Raw genomic sequence first — 17,066 nt, 5'->3', positions numbered from 1 at the left:
CAGCACTTAATGCCCCGAACATTATTCGAACTCCCCCGGCTCTATTTAACATAGATGGACGTAACTCAGGTTTGTGCCCATAATGAATAGTATTATTTCATGATAGTGTTTTTATGGAGTCGTCATGGGAAATTATCCGAACCTTCGACCATACCAGGTGAACGCTTTATCATCAATCCAGGATACTGAGTCCCAGCACAAATCTTTGGTAATGCCAACGGGGAGTGGTAAAACACGAGTAGCGTTGAAATTTGCACAAGAGAAAATGGATGAGGGAGATTCTGTCGCATATATTGTGAAATCTGATGCCCACGCTGAGCAGGTACTTAGGGAGGCAAACAAAGTAAATATCGAAGCTAGACACATTCCTGGAAGCAGTAGTGAAAAAGCTTACGAGGGTGGTTCAAATCAAAGAGAAATTGATATTGAAGATTATGATATCGGGTTTCATGTCGGTGTATTCTCTTATAACGGATACTTTCTAGGTAGCGGGGTACATAGAGCTAATGCTCTAATAATTGATGATGCTCATGCCCTTGTCGGTCAGGAGCTTTCTTATTCGTCTATTGAACTCACAAGACACGATTGGGGGCGGAAATTCAAGAAAATACGGAATCTGATTAAAGATCACAATCCTCGACTACAGGATCAGATAGAAGGTATAGAGAAACCTATCCATCGAGGTGGGAAGGCGGTTTTAATGCCACCTCCTTCATCAGAGGAGGCGGCAGAGACAATAAAAAAAGCCGTCCGTGCTCTAAGTCAGGGTACAGGTTGGTCTAGGTACTTCCTAGATGAGCGTCTCAGCGCCTCTCCTGAGTTCGTATACTGGCCATGCATTATTACTCACAACTCGATTTGCTGGAGACCATTTATCCCTCCCTTTGAGTCATTTGGAGCTGCTCCTCATCGGAAAATGAGTGAGAATGAGATTCTGTTGATGACCTCGACGAAGGAGTCAGTAGAGTTCTTACGAGAAAGACTTGGTCTTTCAGATCCACTTACACAGGTTGAACTGGACGACCAGCCCCCAGAGATGGGTTCCAGAATTGCGATTTCGTATCCCGATCTTGGATCCTATTCTCCACCTTCGGAGGCTCAGGTTAATATAATTAAACAGTGGGCGAAGAAATTCGGCTCAGTCCTTGTTTCGACTTCGTCCGAAAGTACATACGCAGCGGTATCATCCAAAATGATTGATGATATCAGTGTTATTAGGTATCAAGGAGATCAGAGTATAGATGATCTTAAAGAATTACCGGAACCCCGTATACTTGTTTTGGTGAACCGGCCCTCTGGTATTGACATTCATCCCTCTATTTGTCGGGTGGGAATTCATCTAGATTTACCATATTCCACCTCTGGGCATGAAGTCATTGCAGGTGACCTCCAAAAATCGGGTACAGTAGCAGATGCGAGTTTGGCGGTTCGTCTTTCTCAATTATTGGGGAGATTAAACAGAAATCCTGACGATAGAAGTGTACATCTTCTGCTTGCGGATAAATTACCGATCTCCAGAGGATCGGTATTTTCAAAATCTCTTGATCCGGCTGTACTTTTGGATCTCTTGATTGGGCAGAGAGGGATAAAAAGAGAATATTCACTTCCTGTTGAAGAAGGATTACTGGATGAACTTGCATCATTCTTAGATGGAGATGACAGCGTTCGAGACCAATATGTTGACCGCCAAGAGCGTGTTCGTGGTCGACTATTGGATAGCAGAATTGATGATTTCAATCCTATCGCTGAAGACTTGATTGAGGCAAACTTGCTAGCATCCCGTGGGAACTTCTCAGAAGCAGCGAGAAAATTCGCGTCATCTGCTAGGGATGCGGAAGAAGGAGATTATATGGCACATGCATCGTTCTTTGACTTTCAGGCTCTCTGTTACTCAATAGCCGAGGAAGAAAGCGCCAATAAAATCATGGGTAGGTCAATTGAATCTGCCATAGATCGGGCTCTACAACGTAATCCTCCTAGCGGGTCTTTAGTGAACGCATTCAGGCAAATGCGGACAAATGTGACAGAAAATGATGTTGAACCAAGTGAGGAAATCATACACATTGAGTTGAAGAAACAATCTGTCACTCAGTTTGGTTATTGGTCTGAAGAGCATCATGATGAAATCCCAGAAGAGGAAAAGAGGAGTAACATAGATGCTTGGAAAACGTATTGGAGAAGTAGACTAACATCAGCAGATCATGAAGACCTCTTAGATTCATATATCGATGCTTTTGAACTGCTAGGGACAAACACACCAAGACGTGAATTGAAAGATAATGATGCAAGTGTGTCCTGGGATATCTCGTCCGATGAAGTACTCACTTTAGCTGTTGAGATCAAAGGTTGGGATAATAATAACCGCAACAAAGCATCCGAATTGAAGGTCGACCATATTATCCAAGCAAGAGAGAATGCAGAAAAAATAGACGCAAATGTGGTTTTATTGGCTACATCGAGAAAAGGTTGGGAGAGGGAGGTACCTAGAAAATCTAAACAACGAAGTGTGTCATTTATAACACACCAATCTGCACTTGCATTTGCTGATATTCTTGCGGAACAGTGTAAAATCTTGTATGAGGTTGACGCTGGTGCAAAAAGTATAGATGACGTACCTATTGACGCAATTTCACTAAACCCTCTGCTTAAGCAGGGCGGTGGAGAGGTTGATTCACAAGATTTGCGAGACTTAGTTGATCGGTGAGTATGTTGAGTAAACTCCGGCGATTTTCCCACTGATGGCGCTACGATGACCGAGAGTGGATCGGTTAAAATCTAGTTCTACGACAAAAGGGTTACCATCTATAATCATTACTTTAATGATAGTACCTATGAGATAATAGAGGGTAGCTCCTCTTGCCTACTTGATCCGGTTGGGATTCTGGTCGTCTTCATCGTTCTGGTAGTCAATTTCAACGGTAAGGTCGATTTCTGCGTCAATGACTTCGCCTGCGAATCCGCTTTCATATTCTTTGAGTTTAAGGGCGGTAATGTTCCAGTCTTGGCTCGAATCAATTCGATGAGTTTATTCTGATCGTTGACTGTCTGGTCTTTCACTGATGACACTCAGCGAGCCGATCTCGCTGAAGTACGCCCAGACGTGAGTGTAAGCCACTGAATTAGGTTCATGTGCATATGATAATTGTAGTACGCTCTTGTGTAGCACATTGCTGATGAACCGCTGTCTTTCGATTTGTCGTTGCGAGTGGTGTATAATAACTCAGTTTTAGGGGGCACTTAGAACGCCGATTAGCACTCCAACTCAATCGACCGCACCTGAATCAACAATCTCCTACACAAGAGCAATACTTCATTGTGCCATCCCATAATTAGTAACTCACTTATTCTGAACGAAGCAATCAGTTGATGAGCGAAGGTTGTCGAGCCAGGCTTACAGTGGTAGGCTTAAGACTCGCTTACGTAGGCGTCATGGGTTCTGACTTTGGACTACGCCGTTTCAGTACGTTCCCCCCCGATTAGGATGAACCCATCTTCGTTAAAACGGTACCAGACCATCAAGATGATATCGTCGTCCAGATCGTTGTTGAGGAGCGTCTGTGGCCAGAATGTCGAGATATCCCGTGAAAATTACTTCCGAGCGACTGCGTGAGTTCCACTCATCGGTTGGGGTTCCTCAACGAACATCTGGCCGATATCGAGATAAACTCCATCCCCACTCCGTTCGATTCGGACGCGGAACTCTAGATCGTCGACGAACCGACCATCGAGGATAAATTGCACAGCATCCATCGGCCCGAACGACCGGCTCTTTCGAAGCGTTTGCCGAAGATCGCCGAGAATCAACTCCCGTTCGTCTTCTGCAGCATCGTATAGCAGGTCGTCGAGTCCCGTAACCGAGACTGGTGTCTCCACGTTCTCGTCGGCAGCGACCCGCCTGAAAAACTCCAACGCTGCCAGCTCGTTTTCGGTCTCAGCCACCGATTCCGTCACAAGGTTGTATCCTGGTCGAAGCATGATTAGAATTGGCTGAGGCTCATCTCCATCACGTTTTCGTAGCGCTCGTCGCCGGTCACCTCGGACAGGAACTCGGCGAGTTCTTGGAGGTCATCGTTTTTCCACTCCTTCAGGTACTCTGCCGTATTTTGGTCAGTCTTGTAGAGATGGTAAAGGTACTGTATTTTGTCGATGTCCAGCAACTCCACTGCCCCTATTCCATTCCCATTTAGCTTCTTTTCGATATGTGTAATTCTCTCATCTGCGGAGATGGGCTGTTTGTCCTTGCGGCCTCCCTTTACCAACCTCTCATCTTCCAAGTCATCTACGTTCAGATTCTTGGCCAGTAAGTGCTTCTGTAGCGAATTGGCATCTTCTGGAGCGCGGCGTATGAACGCGGCATAGGCTCTCGTAATTGAGTCTAAATCCTTTGGTAGATTTGTCGACCCTTCTATGACCTGCTCAATAATGCCGTCAACGGTTTCCAATACTTCTTCTACACCGACTTTCTCTCCGTCGGAGTAGACTTCAGGATAGTGCTTGGAGTAGTAGTACAAGCACTTGCCGCGCAGTACGACGCCAAGGTCTGCTTGTGATAGATTTTGATGCCGCTCTTGCTCCTCGTTGACAATATCCTGTAGTTCGAAGAAGAGGTTCTGTTGAAGCTCAGATAGTGTAATTTCGTCTTCTGCTTCGTCTTTGTTAGCGAATATCAGAATATCATACTCTGCGTTCTCCAATGAGGAGATAGTCATACTACTTGGCATCTCCGATTGCACTGGATAAGCTCCCGTAATCGTAAATCCGCTATCAACGAGAGCTTGGAGGATGACTCCCCAAGCCTCATTCTCATTGTGATGGTATGTGAACATCAGTTCACCATCTTCTTTCAAAACTCGGTGGCTCTCCTTGAATACATTCGTGAGGCTCTCAATGAAGAAGTCCTCTCCTTTTCCCGTACGAGAGTTCGCCACGATTTCTCGTGCAGTTGGAACATGTTCTGGTGCAAATTCGTCATACTCGTCGCCCAGAACTTGGTGTAGCCAAGAGTAGAAGTATCCCGCCAATTCGCTATACTGTACGTTGTCGTAGTATGGCGGGTCTGTGATGACGAAATCAACGCTTTCGTCGTCTAAGTTCAACCTCTCGGACGTTTTGCATTCCAATTGACGCCTACGGCTTTGACTTACAGATTCGTTCTGTACGTAGTGTGGGACGACTTTTCCATTCTCTTTCATTTTTTCGAATGGTCGTTCACAGTACTCCTTGGCTTCAACTACGTTTATTAAGAAATTCTCGACAGCAACAATATTTCCGTCACTATTGAGTGGATTCCCTTCAACCGGTTGTGCCCGAGGAATATAGGACTGGCGAGGAAAGACACTGCTTCCTTTGTTGTCGCTGAAATCCCATCTAATAAGCAGGCTTCCTCGTTTGAGAGCGTGTGATATTCCAGTAACTAGGAATTCTCCGATATTGTCGTTTTCCACTTCTCTAGCTCTGTTAAACAGAGTACCATAGGTGAGTAAGTGCCTATCCGAGAATAACTCGTGATACCTTTCGTAGTTTCTAGCAGTAAGACGGGAAGTCTTATCACCAGACGGAATTTTTTGGGTCGGAATCGGTAGCTGGTCGAATTTCTGTTCAAGTTGCTTTGACGCCTTCTCTGCCTTCTTCCGGTCTTCGTCATCAAAGCTTTTGAACCGTCTCTCTCCCTGTGGGGTAACGTACTGAATCGCGTAGTACTCAAATTCTGGCTTCGAGTTCTGCCGATTCAGAGTCTCTTTAATGTCGTGCTTGTGGCCATTGCTACAGGTATACTTCGCGCGAGTAGTGTTTCCATCGCTGGGATCAAATTCGGTTCCACATGCCGAACATTCGAATTGATCTGGTATCTCTTGGTTCAGTTCGTGAACGCGGTCGTCACAGTCTGGATTCGGGCAACAAATGAACGCAGATTGTGTCTTGCCCTTCTTTCTAAGGATACGGTTTTTGAGCAACTGCACTTTCTCGCCACAAGTCAGGCAAGGCAACACCTGAGTTTGGAACGAATACAAAATCTCTGATTCTCTTCCAGTCCGCGGGTCTGTGGTCTTATAGAGAGAGCCGAGTTCTTTTTGTACACTCTTAAGGAGTTTCTCAGCCGATGCCTGGAGTTCAGTAGTATCGACCTCGTCAATATTTTTCTTGTTTACCCACCAAGCGACTGGGTTTAGTTCATACCCAATGGTCTGGGCTCCCAAACGGTTGAGTTCAAACAGAGTAGTTCCGCCGCCTGCGAAGGGGTCAAGAACGGTTTTGTCGCTGAATTTGTTTTCTTGAGACTGGAGGTACATCCCTTCGTACCGAGTCTCCGATTGGTTCATCCGGAGAATATCGTCCTTAGTTGTGCTATCGTCCGTGAGAGCGGCTAATCCAAGGATACGAAAAGTAGAACCTGGTCGTCGTGCCCACCACTTGTGCAAGGAGTAGATGGGTCGGTATACGTCCACTCTGTATTTCTCGCGCTCAGCTAGGTCATCCATATGGTTTAGCGGAAGTTTATCCCATGTTTCCATTTTCAGTTTCCTCCAGTCGTGTTGATACGCAGTACCGGAGTCATACACTCAGGGAGACTGAACCCACCGTGCATGATTTTCTTCGCCGCGCCTCGCTTCGTCCACTTGTGGTGGCCGCGTACGACGTAGTGGTTATCTATTCGTTTAATAATGTTCGCACGCTCAAGTAGCTGGAACGCTTGGCTGTTGGAAACTTCGGTGAACCGACTACTAAACTTGCCCTTCAGCGATTCTTCCAACTCGTCCGAAAGCGTGTATGGAGAAGTGCCGAGGTGGTTCACGTACCCGTGGTCGCTCGTCACGAGGAACTCTGTGTGGACGCTCTCGTAAACGATGTTCTCGAGAAGACCCTTCACATCCTCGTAGATGTCTTCTATCTCTTCGGTCGAGTAATTACCCTGAAGCGCTGCTTCGAGTCTCTTATCTGGGTGTCGTGTCCAAACGTACTCCGGCGACGTACCTGGAAGCTGTGGTACGTCGAGATCGCCGATGTAACGGTAGTCGTCGCGGTTGACCGCCGACGGGCTGTGTGCGTCGAACCATTCTTGGCAGACGAACTGCGTCTCACTCGGGAGGCGTTCGATAGGTGCCCACGTGAGCGACACGTCCCAGCCGTGTTCATCCGCGAACTCACGTTCGAGGCGAAATCCCTCGCGGAGACTGAGAGCGTCCATGATGACGCCACAACCCTCTTCAAGCGACGTGATGGGGTGGTCACCCATCTGCTCGGCTAGCTCGTCGTAGAGTGGTGGGTACAGCTTGGCGAGTTCGCGTTCGAGGAGCCGAGTCTGATATTCCGACCCTCCGAGTTCGCGCTCACCGAGTGCATCCTCCTCACCCCAGATTCGTCGGAGGCACTCGAAGACGCCATCGAAGATGCTCTCCTCGGTCAGGAGAGCATCGAACTCCGACCGTCCGTAGAGTCCGTCAGTCACCTTTGTTCACCTTCAGCTTGACTGAGAGGGAAGCGTGTTCTGGGACGTTCAAATCCATCACGAGACCGAGGAACGATTGCTTGTTCATTGGATCGTCAGGCCTGATAGTGAACGTCTCTTCGAGCGAGACGCTCTGGTCAAGGGCACTCACATTGATACCGTACTCTGAGAGTTCGTCCGCGGTTAGCGTTCCATTCACGGTAATCTCTGCTTCGTGGATGTCCCACTCCAGTCCAAGTTCGCGCTCCAGCGTGTCGATGATGTCTGGCTTGTTGTCGGCATCAAGCGTCCCCATAATCGGGTGCGGACGAATCTTCGGCCCGCTCTCTTCCTCGATACCGAACACATCGAGCATTTCCTCCGCATCGAGTCCTTCAACGGAGATCTTGCCTTCTCGAACGTCGCTCGCGCTGAACTCGAAGCCACACTCACTACATTCCGAACCTTCCAACTCGGCACCGCACTGCGGACAATCGAATGCGGTCGGAGTCTTATCCATAGTGCGGCCCCCGGTCTCAGTCGTCGACCCCGTTGCCGTGGTACCACCGTTACTGGCTTTCGAGGGTTTTGGCGATGGATTGGACGACGATGAACCGGACATGTCGATGGTGATGGTCGACTCGTCCTCGTCATCTTCCTCCTCTTCAATATACTGCTCGTGGACGAGACTCGTGTCGCTCCCAAGACTCCTGATGCGTTCCTCGAAATAGTTCCCAACCTCGATGACGCCATCACGGCAGAGCGAGTCGATGGCGTCTTCAAGGTCGTCTTCACTGGTTAGCGTTGTGAACTTCGGGTTGCGGTAGAAATCATTCTTGAGGTGTTCATACTGAATCCCCTTCGCTCCAGCCTCTTTAACGACATTCTTGACCTCCGAACGAAGTTGACTGCTGTCTGGTTCGACAACTTTAACGGTCGCTGCGTAGAAATCGAGGTTCCCACTGGTAGGGAGTTCTTGGGGGAACAGACCGCGCTCTGTCGACGTGTGGACTGTGCCGTACTTGTCGCGCACGCGGTCTCGAAGACTCTGGTAGTTCTGGTCGTGAATTTCGTCGAACCCTTCTGGGAGAACGTCTTCTTCACGCTTGAGCTGTTCCCCAGCGATGACTTTCCGGGCGAGTTCGATGATTCCCGTATTCGTATCGACGCTCGACCGCTTCTCGGGTGTGACGAGGACGAGTGTGTTGTTGTACTCCCTGCTCTGCCCTGTTGTGAGTTCCTCGAAGTCTTCGTCGTAACTCCGCTTCGCGCCGAGTGAGACGACAACCTTCAGTGCCTTGTTGTCGGGAATGTTCTGTTTGGTGTTGACCGGGTCGATGATGTGGACGTTGTTGTGGCCGCCGAAGAGATCCTCACGGATGAGCGACTCGACGCGATGAATCGCGTCGTGCTTGTGAATATCTTGTGCCTTTTTCTCGATTCGTGCCGCCGGGTTCTCGTCTACGTCGAAGGCATACTCGCCATTAATGCGGTGAATGTGCCACGCGTGACCGTAGACCTCCTCAGTAAACACCTGGATGATTCGATGGGCGTTGACCCCTTTCCGCATCGTACCCATCAACATCTGGCGCTTGTTCGCACCTTCCTCTCCCGCGCGTGCCAGACTGTGGAGTAGAACAATGTTGAGAAGTTCTTCATGGAACTCCTCAAACGTCTCGTCGGGCTTCTGAAGCCGATGGTAGTCGTTGACGTATTTCCCGACCAACTCGCCGTCGATATACTGGAAGCGGTCGGTGTAGGAGAACACGTCCACGTCTCCGGAGAGGATGAAGTCTACCTCTGAGAAGTTATCTCGGAGAATCTCGGTGAGGAACCGGAGTAAACCACGTGCGTCCGAACTGATGCGCTGTTCGGAGTACTTCTCCATCAGGAGGTTCAGCAAGAGCGGGTGGAACGGGTAGTACCGCTCGATCCGCTCCTGCATGTCGTGGTAGTCGTCGAGTTGTATCTGGTCGTTCTGCCGATAGACGTCAGTGTACTCTTTCGCTAGAGCGGCGACGCCGTCTGCGTCGTCGACAGACCCGATGAGTCGGTGGAGGATAAAGTCGATTTTTTCATCCCGTCGGGACGAGAGGTCGTGAGTAAATGGGTTCGTCCGCTGAGTAATCGCTTGCACCTCCTCGTCGTTGTAGAGCAGTGAGACGAACACACTCAGAGGGGTATCGTCACGGCCAGCCGCTTCGAGCAAATTCTGTAGGAACGCAAGATTGTCGTCTTGGTACTCGGCGCGGTTGGCCATGCCGAACCACCGCTCAAGCTCGTCGATGAGGATGAGTGTTGGCTTATCTTCGAGTGTGTCCCTTATTTCGTGAACCTGTGGTAGATCCGTACCCTCTGCCCACTGGTCGATACCAAGGTAATCGCCAACAGCCTCGGACAAGCGGTTGTAGTTCTTGTCCAAGTTGAACATCTGGAGCGCCGCTGTCCGCGTCTCGTTCGGAAGCTCCACGTCGATACCACGTTGGTCAAGCCAACGTTGTCCGAGGTCGGGAGAGTTAAACAGATGATATACCACGAGTTCGATGTGACTTTTCCCACTGCCGTACCCACCACCGACAATCTGACTGCCCTCTGAGAAGTCGACGTCTCCGTCGAGCTTGCGAGCGGTATTCTTTATGATTGATGTGAGTGTCTCGGTCGGGTATGTGATTTCGAGGATTCGCTCTGCGTCCTGTTCGGGCGAATCTCGCTCGTCATAGAGGTTGTAGAGCGAAATCTCGTCGAGTAAACCAGATGGATCTATGGTTCCATCAGCTGCTCGAATCTCCTCGCTTGGGGAGATGTAGTCTGCGATGACGCTCTCAGCCATTGATTCCCTCCTTAGAGTAGATTCTGAAGATTGAACGCATATTCCAACCCATTTCGTTATACTGGCATATATGTTGTGGTGTTAGTATTTCAAAAACAATTGAGACTCTAGTTCATTAGCTCATTCATAATGTTAAAATTACAGTCATGTGAATACCCTGTCTGATATATTAGTTCGACACCAACGTGGCCACAATTCCGAGATGTACTCAGGGTAGATGAGATCATCTTCTTCGTGGGTGGCTCGCGGGAAGTCTTATAAATCAGACAGAAGATAGTCGAGGTTCAAAGACAGCCCGAAACGCATTCATTTGCTGAACAGCCCACTCAATGAGCGACTCCTTTTGCATCGCACTCAACTCTTCGATGTTATCCTCGATTGACTGAGTGACTTTGATCCGACACGCTTGCTTGTCTGGAAGTTGCTCCCAAACCACGTTGCCCAACTCAGACTCAATGACATCCTGGTCAGCTTTGAGTTTGGAGTAGATGGCCTCGTTCCGTTCTTTGTCACTCGTGTCGATATAGAGTTCAACAGCCAATTCCGGACCATGATGAAATGCCCAGTTAAATGTGCAGCCACTTACTCCAGCACCGAACCCTAACCAGCCCTGGGGCTGTGCTTTGACTCGATACCAGCGTGGGTTTGCGTCCGCATATGCATCCGCCAAATCCGAGAAGAAGTCCTTGTAGGCTTGCTCTCGCATACTCAACGACTCTGAATCCTGTAGTTTTCGTTCCCAATCATTAGGTTCGACGACGACCATAAAATCGAAGCCCAACTGCTCAGCACCATTCAGACGCAGCACTCGTGGCTTCACACCGAAGAACATCGCACCACCCGGCGCTGCTGTGTTCAACCATTCAAGAACTGAACGGTGTTCATCTCGAAATTCCTCTGCAAGCCAAATAACGAATTCTGCGTCGATCCCGGCGGCATACGTGAGGAGTTTCCCGAGGTGATCATGATCAGTAGTTCCAAACTGATTCTCGATGACAACCTTCCCATCAGTGTTCACTTCCGTCCCTGTGATGTCCGCGCTATATCCTCCGACAGCGTCCTCTCGTTCAACGTCGTCAAGTTCAATTCCGATCGTTCTCCCAAGTTGGTCAATGTGTTCGACAATCCACGGTGTAAAATCGTGTTCCTCGTGATCCCAGATGGTGTTCGCACTGAGATATTCAACCGGATGTAGTTCCTATGGATTCATGTTCTATATCGTTGTAGACTAGACGTAAATATTGATCTATCCCATCAAACTGAACTTACTTATCCACGAGAAGCTGCCAAATAACCGCTTGTAAACTCATTGTCCCCATCCCGTTCGCCATACTCGTAGTGCTCGCCTTTACTGGTGAACACACTTATTGTGCTCTTTTCGCACATTACAATATGGCCTCTACGCAAATTCTTTCGACTGATTCACAAGCAATAGTAGAGAAATGGAGTGAGGTCGCCCACCAATACCGACAGGGAATACATTTCACACTATTCGGTGATTATACCCCGTCCAACGCACGCACGCAGCTCAACCAGTTACTCGAGAATCCAAACCATGATTCCTTCTCCAACCTCTGGGATCTTCTCCATAGCGCCCAACGCTCGGGAAGCTCGGAGGTTATCTATGAAAAGTGGCGAACCGAGAAAGGCAATAGTGATCAAGAATTAGCCGATCTCTTCACGGAGATCAGAGATGCAGATCAATACAACCGAGCGTGGCAATCCCGTCTGGGCGCACGAAAGACCTTGTGGGAACTATTCGGCCTTATCCACAACGAATCGTATCCCATTATCAATGGCTCTGCTGAACGCGGACTTGCGTTCTTCGGGTATCCCCGACCAAGCACCTATGAGAAAGGCGTTGAGATATTTGAGGACTTCAAAGAAGCCTACCTAGAGATCTGTGGTCATGCGACCGCTGGAACCGATCATGAAGTCCCCGTTAATCTCGAGATCGACCAACTGCTGAACGTCATCGACAAAGTACGTCCGGGCGATGTCGAACGTGAATCCCACGAAGAAGCCAAGGAACTGTATCGAATGGTTCTCGAAAAGAAAGAGAAGCAATCAGACGATGATCTAGCAGACACCGAAGCCTCGGTTTCCATTTGGCAGATAACTCCCGGGCGAGATGGAAAGTATTGGCCATACTGGAACGACAAGGGCGTTGTCTCTATTGGTTTTGACTCCGCGAAAACGGATGATACTGGTACAGACCTCACCACAGAACAAGCCACCTCTGATCCAGCATCTGCACCAGTCAATCATGGCGATGGCATGTTGTATCGGTTCCAACATGAGATCAAAGAAGGCGACCTCGTCGTCGCAAAACGAGGAACACGGGATCCAGAATCCGTAGATACTATTTACGGTATTGGCGTCGTCACCAAGCCGTACTACGCCACCTCAGACCAAGAAGAGATTCACCATACCAAATTCATCGATGTCGATTGGATCGCGACATTCGGTCAAAATGGAGTTCAGCTCAGAGTCAACGAGTCCTCTGATACGATCAAATCGTACACGCTTGACGACTTGTCCCCAGAGTACTATCGTACACTCGTTAGTGAGCTTGCCAATCACAAGGAGCTCGATCAACAAGCGCTCCTCGAACCACTCCAGGACTCACCAGAGACACAGTACTACTGGGTCAATCAAACAAACAGAGCAGAAATCGACGAAGGCTATCTTAGTGCGAGTGTAGACAACCACTGGAGTCATGACTTATCTATTCTCGACCGTGGTGACGTCGTCTTCCACTACTACGACGAAGCGTTAGTTGGCTACTCAACAGTCACAGAGACCGCAATCACACATAGATCAGGAGACGAAGAACGATACCGTGTCGAAGTTGATTTTCATCCATTCAACGACCCTCGACCACTCTTAGAGATCCGTGACGAGCTTTTACGAGAGGAGCTTCGAGGCGATCGGAAATACTACCCACTCGATCGGAATGGAAACGTCGTCCAAGCCTACCTTTGCCAATTGCCCACTGCCGCTGGTGAATATCTCCTTGAAGAACAGACCGAGACACAGTACTTCTGGGTCACAGCGAGCCCGAAAATCTGGGAAGTAAGAGAAATCGAAGGTGGTGGTGAGATATTCTACACGGCCTACAATGAGAAAGGCAACAAACGACGCATCCGTAGTGCGTTTGAACGTGCATCGCAAGGAGACCGTATCCTATTCTATGAATCACACCCTGTCAAGAAGATCGTTGCAGAAGGAGAGATTGTCGAGGGACTACACAAAGAAGAGCCAGAGGGATATGACGGACCAGTCGAAGGAATACGGATTAGACACAAACGGCCCGTTGATGAGATAAGTTGGGAAGAGCTCACTCAGATTCCTGACTTAGAAGATTCAGAGCCCATCGCGAATCGTGCTCAGGGGAGCCTTTTTGAGTTATCAGTGGAGGAATTCGAGACGATACTCGCACTTGAAGATCCAGTCGAAACCCCACAAATTCGCACCGAAACCTTTGAACAGAAACTCCAACCACTCGATGTCTCGATCGACATTCCCGAGGAACTCTACTTCGAGAACAGCGATGCCATCCGGAGACAAGTCGAGGCTACACTCAATTCCGGCAAACACATCATCTTCACCGGGCCACCAGGAACGGGGAAAACCAAGCTCGCCAAGAGTATCTGCAATCAGTGCACCGAATACCCCCAAGTCAACGACCACACGTTTTTGACCGCCACCTCCGAGTGGACAACGTTCGATACAATTGGTGGCTATGTTCCCTCTACAGGTAGTGAAGGCGATGAACTGGTATTCCAACCCAGAGTGTTTCTTAACTGTCTACGAGATGGCAGCGTCACGAACGATTGGCTAGTCGTCGACGAAATCAATCGCGCCGATATTGACAAAGCCTTCGGACCTCTGTTCTCGGTTCTCGCCGGTGACTCCGTGACACTCCCCTATGAACGTGAGAATCCGATTGAGATCCGCCCAGTTGATGCTGATGCCGATCAAGACGAACTCGAGGATATCCTCACGAATCCCAATTGCTTCCCAGTGACGCCGTCGTGGCGTCTCTTAGCGACAATGAACACATTCGATAAGACTTCGCTCTACGAGATGTCCTATGCGTTCATGCGTCGCTTCAATTTCATCCACATCGGTATTCCATCGCTCGAGGATGAAACAGGCGTAAGAACCTCGCTACTCGATCCCAGCGAGAATGAAAACTATGCATCCGTCTGGATTGCGGATGACCCATCACTCGAACCTGTGCTTAATGCGGTCTACAATGAGGTGAGCGCTATCTGGGCGACGGTCAACTCATACCGCCAGATCGGGCCGTCGATTGTCCGAGACATGCTTGGGTACCTGAAAGCCTACGGAATCGCTGAGGACACCACTCATAAGGGAGAGGCACTGTCCTCAGCACTTGTCGCACTCGTGTTCCCACAGCTCGAAGGACTTCGACCGGAACGTCAACAAAAGCTGATCATTTCTCTCATGGATGGATCTGCAAAAGGTACCGAACTTGATCTTGACGACCAGTTCCTGCAGCGGAAAGCAGCCGACTACTTTGACATCGACTTCAGCACCGATGAGTAAACTCAGTCAAGACGATCTCATTCTAGGGGTCCAATCTGAATTAGTCACATTCCTCCAAGCAGGGACGATCAACGAGCGTTCGATTGCGAGAGCACTGGACTTTACAGCACTCGATATTGCGGACTTCGATCGACTCAAACGGATTCACTTCTGTCTTTCAGAGCAAGCCGTCGAGTTCGTCCGAAAGCTCCCAGAGCGTCTCCGGCGCATTAAGACAGTAACACAGCGGGAAGCACAAACGAGTCGGAATGAGGTTCGGGGGGCGATCAACTGGAATCAAACAATGAAACTCCGATCGACGACGAGCTATGGCGATCGCTCGGTGTTTGCCTGTGAGACTCCCGGTGTTGCCTATGATATCCCTGAGAATCGAGTTCTCAAGAAATTGTTGTCGGTGATTGAACAAACACTTTCCCGTGATCTCACCCAGACGGATCACGAATGGCGAATTCAACGCTGGGACGAGTCACTCATTGATGAATTCCAGCGACTGTTCGCACAGAACGTGCACTTGAATCGGATTCCAGACGCAAACGAGATCCAATTGACCCAGCGGGATCTGAACGCTGCTCGGACGTCTCGACAGGAGTTGTATGCCGAAGCATACGAACTTTATACGCTATACGAGCAACTGCTTGCGAACGAGTTTACGGATGAGGCAGTGCAAGAACTATTGCGGTCAACACTCGTTGTTCCAGATCGACTTCCCCGGCTGTTTGAGTTGTTCTGCGTGTTCCGACTAATTCGGGGTCTTGCCAAGGACTATCCAGGGGTCGAATTACAAGTGATCGAACCCGGCGCAGATGAGATAGCCGTGCTCGAGAGCGAAGATCTTCGGGTCGATGTTTACCACGATAAGAGTGGCCCACTAAGGTTCTATGAACCACTCGACGAGGAGCCAATTGAGCATCCGTTTTTCGAACGGTATCGAGAAGTGTTAGAGACCCATAGCGAGATGATCGAGTCATTTTTCAATCGATCTGCTGATTCACGCCTGTATCAAGGACGCCCCGATATTGTGATTACAATACATCAGACAGTGGGCGGAAGCCAGACGCTACAGGAAGTCACGCTTGGAGAAATCAAGTATTCAGATAATGACCGAACGTTTGGACGAGGGTTGAAAGAACTCTTAGAGTATATGAAGTACGCTAAAGTTGGTAAATCCTATTTAGACGAGACTGATGTCGTACTGAAGGGCGTCTTGATTACGGATGGTGTGGACGCTGCGTCTAATGTTGGAAGGATCAGTCATCAAACTGCCACTGAACTCGGTTCCGATACCATGATTGGTAGAATAGACAACTAATCTCACCTATTTAGATCGAAATTGTGAGACTCACCATCGTATACTATTTTTTCAAGGTTATATCACCAACTCATTGAGCATAATTCTCGGTTAGTATTCTATACTAACGAGTGCAGGTCGTGTTCTTGTCCCAGATGGTCATATTCATGGCGTTAACCTATCTCTCAAGCCATAGTTTCAAGTATGATTATTTTCTTTATCAATTCATGACCCAACTCTGGCTCATTCCAGTCGACGAACGGTCGTTCCAACGGACGCTCAATCAGAAAATCGATGTAAGTGACCGAGATGAGAAACCAAACAGATTCCCTGATCAGGCCCGTGTATGGGGTGTGCGGACTGATCAAGAGCAGGGCGATTGGGAGCGGAATCGTCGTAATTTCGACCGCATGGAGACTGGTGATCCGTTACTGGTGTATCGAAACAAAACGAGTCAGTACCACGCAAAGGGATGAATCGGTGAATTCTGGCAGACGGAGTATATTCGCGATGAATACTGGGACGGTGGCCCAGCAATAGACGTCTTTGCCGTCGACCAGTACGAAGAGATCGACATGCAGCCAGCAGAAGTCAATGCAGTTCTAGATTACAAAGAGCAATTCTGGCCGCAGGGTCTCTGGCGTGTCGCTGACGATCGACCGACTGACCGACTCGTACAAAAACTCGATATCTGAGACTCGGTGAGGTGAGCGTTACTCTTGGAATTCGTTTTACGAGTTCCGGAGTAACCCTAATGGGAGGACTGATCCCGATAGTGACCACCACGGGAAAGAGGGCACTATCACGAACGTCTTGCAGGACACTCTCGGAGACGAGACTGGGCGCGGTCAATCTCTTGGCGGATGTATTGCTCACCACCTTCGAATACCGCCATTCGTGTAACTTCTTATGCTCAGTCGCAATTATAAACACTTGGTGGATGGAAT

Annotated in this window: 9 protein-coding genes and 1 pseudogene; 5 read left to right on the top strand and 5 right to left on the bottom strand. The window is 49.0% G+C overall.

All coding sequences use genetic code 11. The features are described 5' to 3' along the window. The first annotated feature begins 124 nt into the window (after positions 1-124). Positions 125-2,704: a DEAD/DEAH box helicase family protein gene (locus tag LIX00_RS17120; RefSeq protein ID WP_227355759.1), complete on the top strand. Its 2,580-nt coding sequence runs from the start codon at positions 125-127 to the stop codon at positions 2,702-2,704. Positions 2,705-3,588: 884 nt separating this feature from the next. Here the strand turns inward: LIX00_RS17120 and LIX00_RS17115 are convergent. The 5 genes from LIX00_RS17115 to LIX00_RS17095 all read right to left on the bottom strand — a co-directional run bounded on the left by LIX00_RS17115 (position 3,589) and on the right by LIX00_RS17095 (position 11,274). Continuing rightward, positions 3,589-3,975 (bottom strand): DUF8076 family protein, encoded by a 387-nt coding sequence (locus tag LIX00_RS17115; protein ID WP_227355758.1) that lies wholly within the window; start codon positions 3,973-3,975, stop codon positions 3,589-3,591. 2 nt (positions 3,976-3,977) lie between these two features. Next, positions 3,978-6,512 (bottom strand): DUF1156 domain-containing protein, encoded by a 2,535-nt coding sequence (locus LIX00_RS17110; protein WP_227355757.1) that lies wholly within the window; start codon positions 6,510-6,512, stop codon positions 3,978-3,980. A gap of 2 nt (positions 6,513-6,514) precedes the next feature. Next, complete coding sequence (locus LIX00_RS17105; protein ID WP_227355756.1) at positions 6,515-7,447, bottom strand: PglZ domain-containing protein; 933 nt, start codon at positions 7,445-7,447, stop codon at positions 6,515-6,517. Further along, positions 7,440-10,256, bottom strand: coding sequence for a DUF499 family protein (locus LIX00_RS17100; RefSeq protein WP_227355755.1), 2,817 nt, complete (start codon positions 10,254-10,256; stop codon positions 7,440-7,442). Before LIX00_RS17100 ends, LIX00_RS17105 begins: the two co-directional genes overlap by 8 nt. A gap of 262 nt (positions 10,257-10,518) precedes the next feature. Further along, positions 10,519-11,274, bottom strand: coding sequence for a DUF4268 domain-containing protein (locus LIX00_RS17095; protein WP_227355754.1), 756 nt, complete (start codon positions 11,272-11,274; stop codon positions 10,519-10,521). Between the two features lie 374 nt (positions 11,275-11,648). Here LIX00_RS17095 and LIX00_RS17090 point away from each other — a divergent pair, with 374 nt between their 5' ends. The 4 genes and pseudogenes from LIX00_RS17090 to LIX00_RS26540 all read left to right on the top strand — a co-directional run. Beyond that, the gene (locus LIX00_RS17090; RefSeq protein ID WP_227355753.1) at positions 11,649-14,831 is read left to right on the top strand and encodes an AAA family ATPase; all 3,183 of its coding nucleotides are present in this window, start codon (positions 11,649-11,651) and stop codon (positions 14,829-14,831) included. Further along, positions 14,824-16,140: a hypothetical protein gene (locus LIX00_RS17085; protein WP_227355752.1), complete on the top strand. Its 1,317-nt coding sequence runs from the start codon at positions 14,824-14,826 to the stop codon at positions 16,138-16,140. The genes LIX00_RS17090 and LIX00_RS17085 overlap by 8 nt, the downstream gene beginning before the upstream one ends. Positions 16,141-16,250: 110 nt before the next feature. Continuing rightward, complete coding sequence (locus LIX00_RS17080; RefSeq protein WP_227355751.1) at positions 16,251-16,595, top strand: hypothetical protein; 345 nt, start codon at positions 16,251-16,253, stop codon at positions 16,593-16,595. A 295-nt stretch (positions 16,596-16,890) separates the two neighbouring features. Continuing rightward, positions 16,891-17,022, top strand: a pseudogene (locus tag LIX00_RS26540) (DUF8139 family protein); the annotation flags it as partial. Positions 17,023-17,066: the final 44 nt, after the last annotated feature.

The sequence above is a fragment of the Haladaptatus salinisoli genome, assembly GCF_020614375.1.
GTDB classification, from domain to species: domain Archaea; phylum Halobacteriota; class Halobacteria; order Halobacteriales; family Haladaptataceae; genus Haladaptatus; species Haladaptatus salinisoli.
The sequence above is the reverse complement of the archived record's forward strand: the minus strand, read 5'-3'. Positions and strand labels throughout refer to the sequence as shown.

Excerpts from the sequence above, each read along its gene's own strand:
- LIX00_RS17120 (WP_227355759.1), top strand. The coding sequence starts at position 125 with ATGGGAAATTATCCGAACCTTCGACCATACCAGGTGAACGCTTTATCA.
- LIX00_RS17115 (WP_227355758.1), bottom strand. The coding sequence starts at position 3,975 with ATGCTTCGACCAGGATACAACCTTGTGACGGAATCGGTGGCTGAGACC.
- LIX00_RS17110 (WP_227355757.1), bottom strand. The coding sequence starts at position 6,512 with ATGGAAACATGGGATAAACTTCCGCTAAACCATATGGATGACCTAGCT.
- LIX00_RS17100 (WP_227355755.1), bottom strand. The coding sequence starts at position 10,256 with ATGGCTGAGAGCGTCATCGCAGACTACATCTCCCCAAGCGAGGAGATT.
- LIX00_RS17090 (WP_227355753.1), top strand. The coding sequence starts at position 11,649 with ATGGCCTCTACGCAAATTCTTTCGACTGATTCACAAGCAATAGTAGAG.
- LIX00_RS17085 (WP_227355752.1), top strand. The coding sequence starts at position 14,824 with ATGAGTAAACTCAGTCAAGACGATCTCATTCTAGGGGTCCAATCTGAA.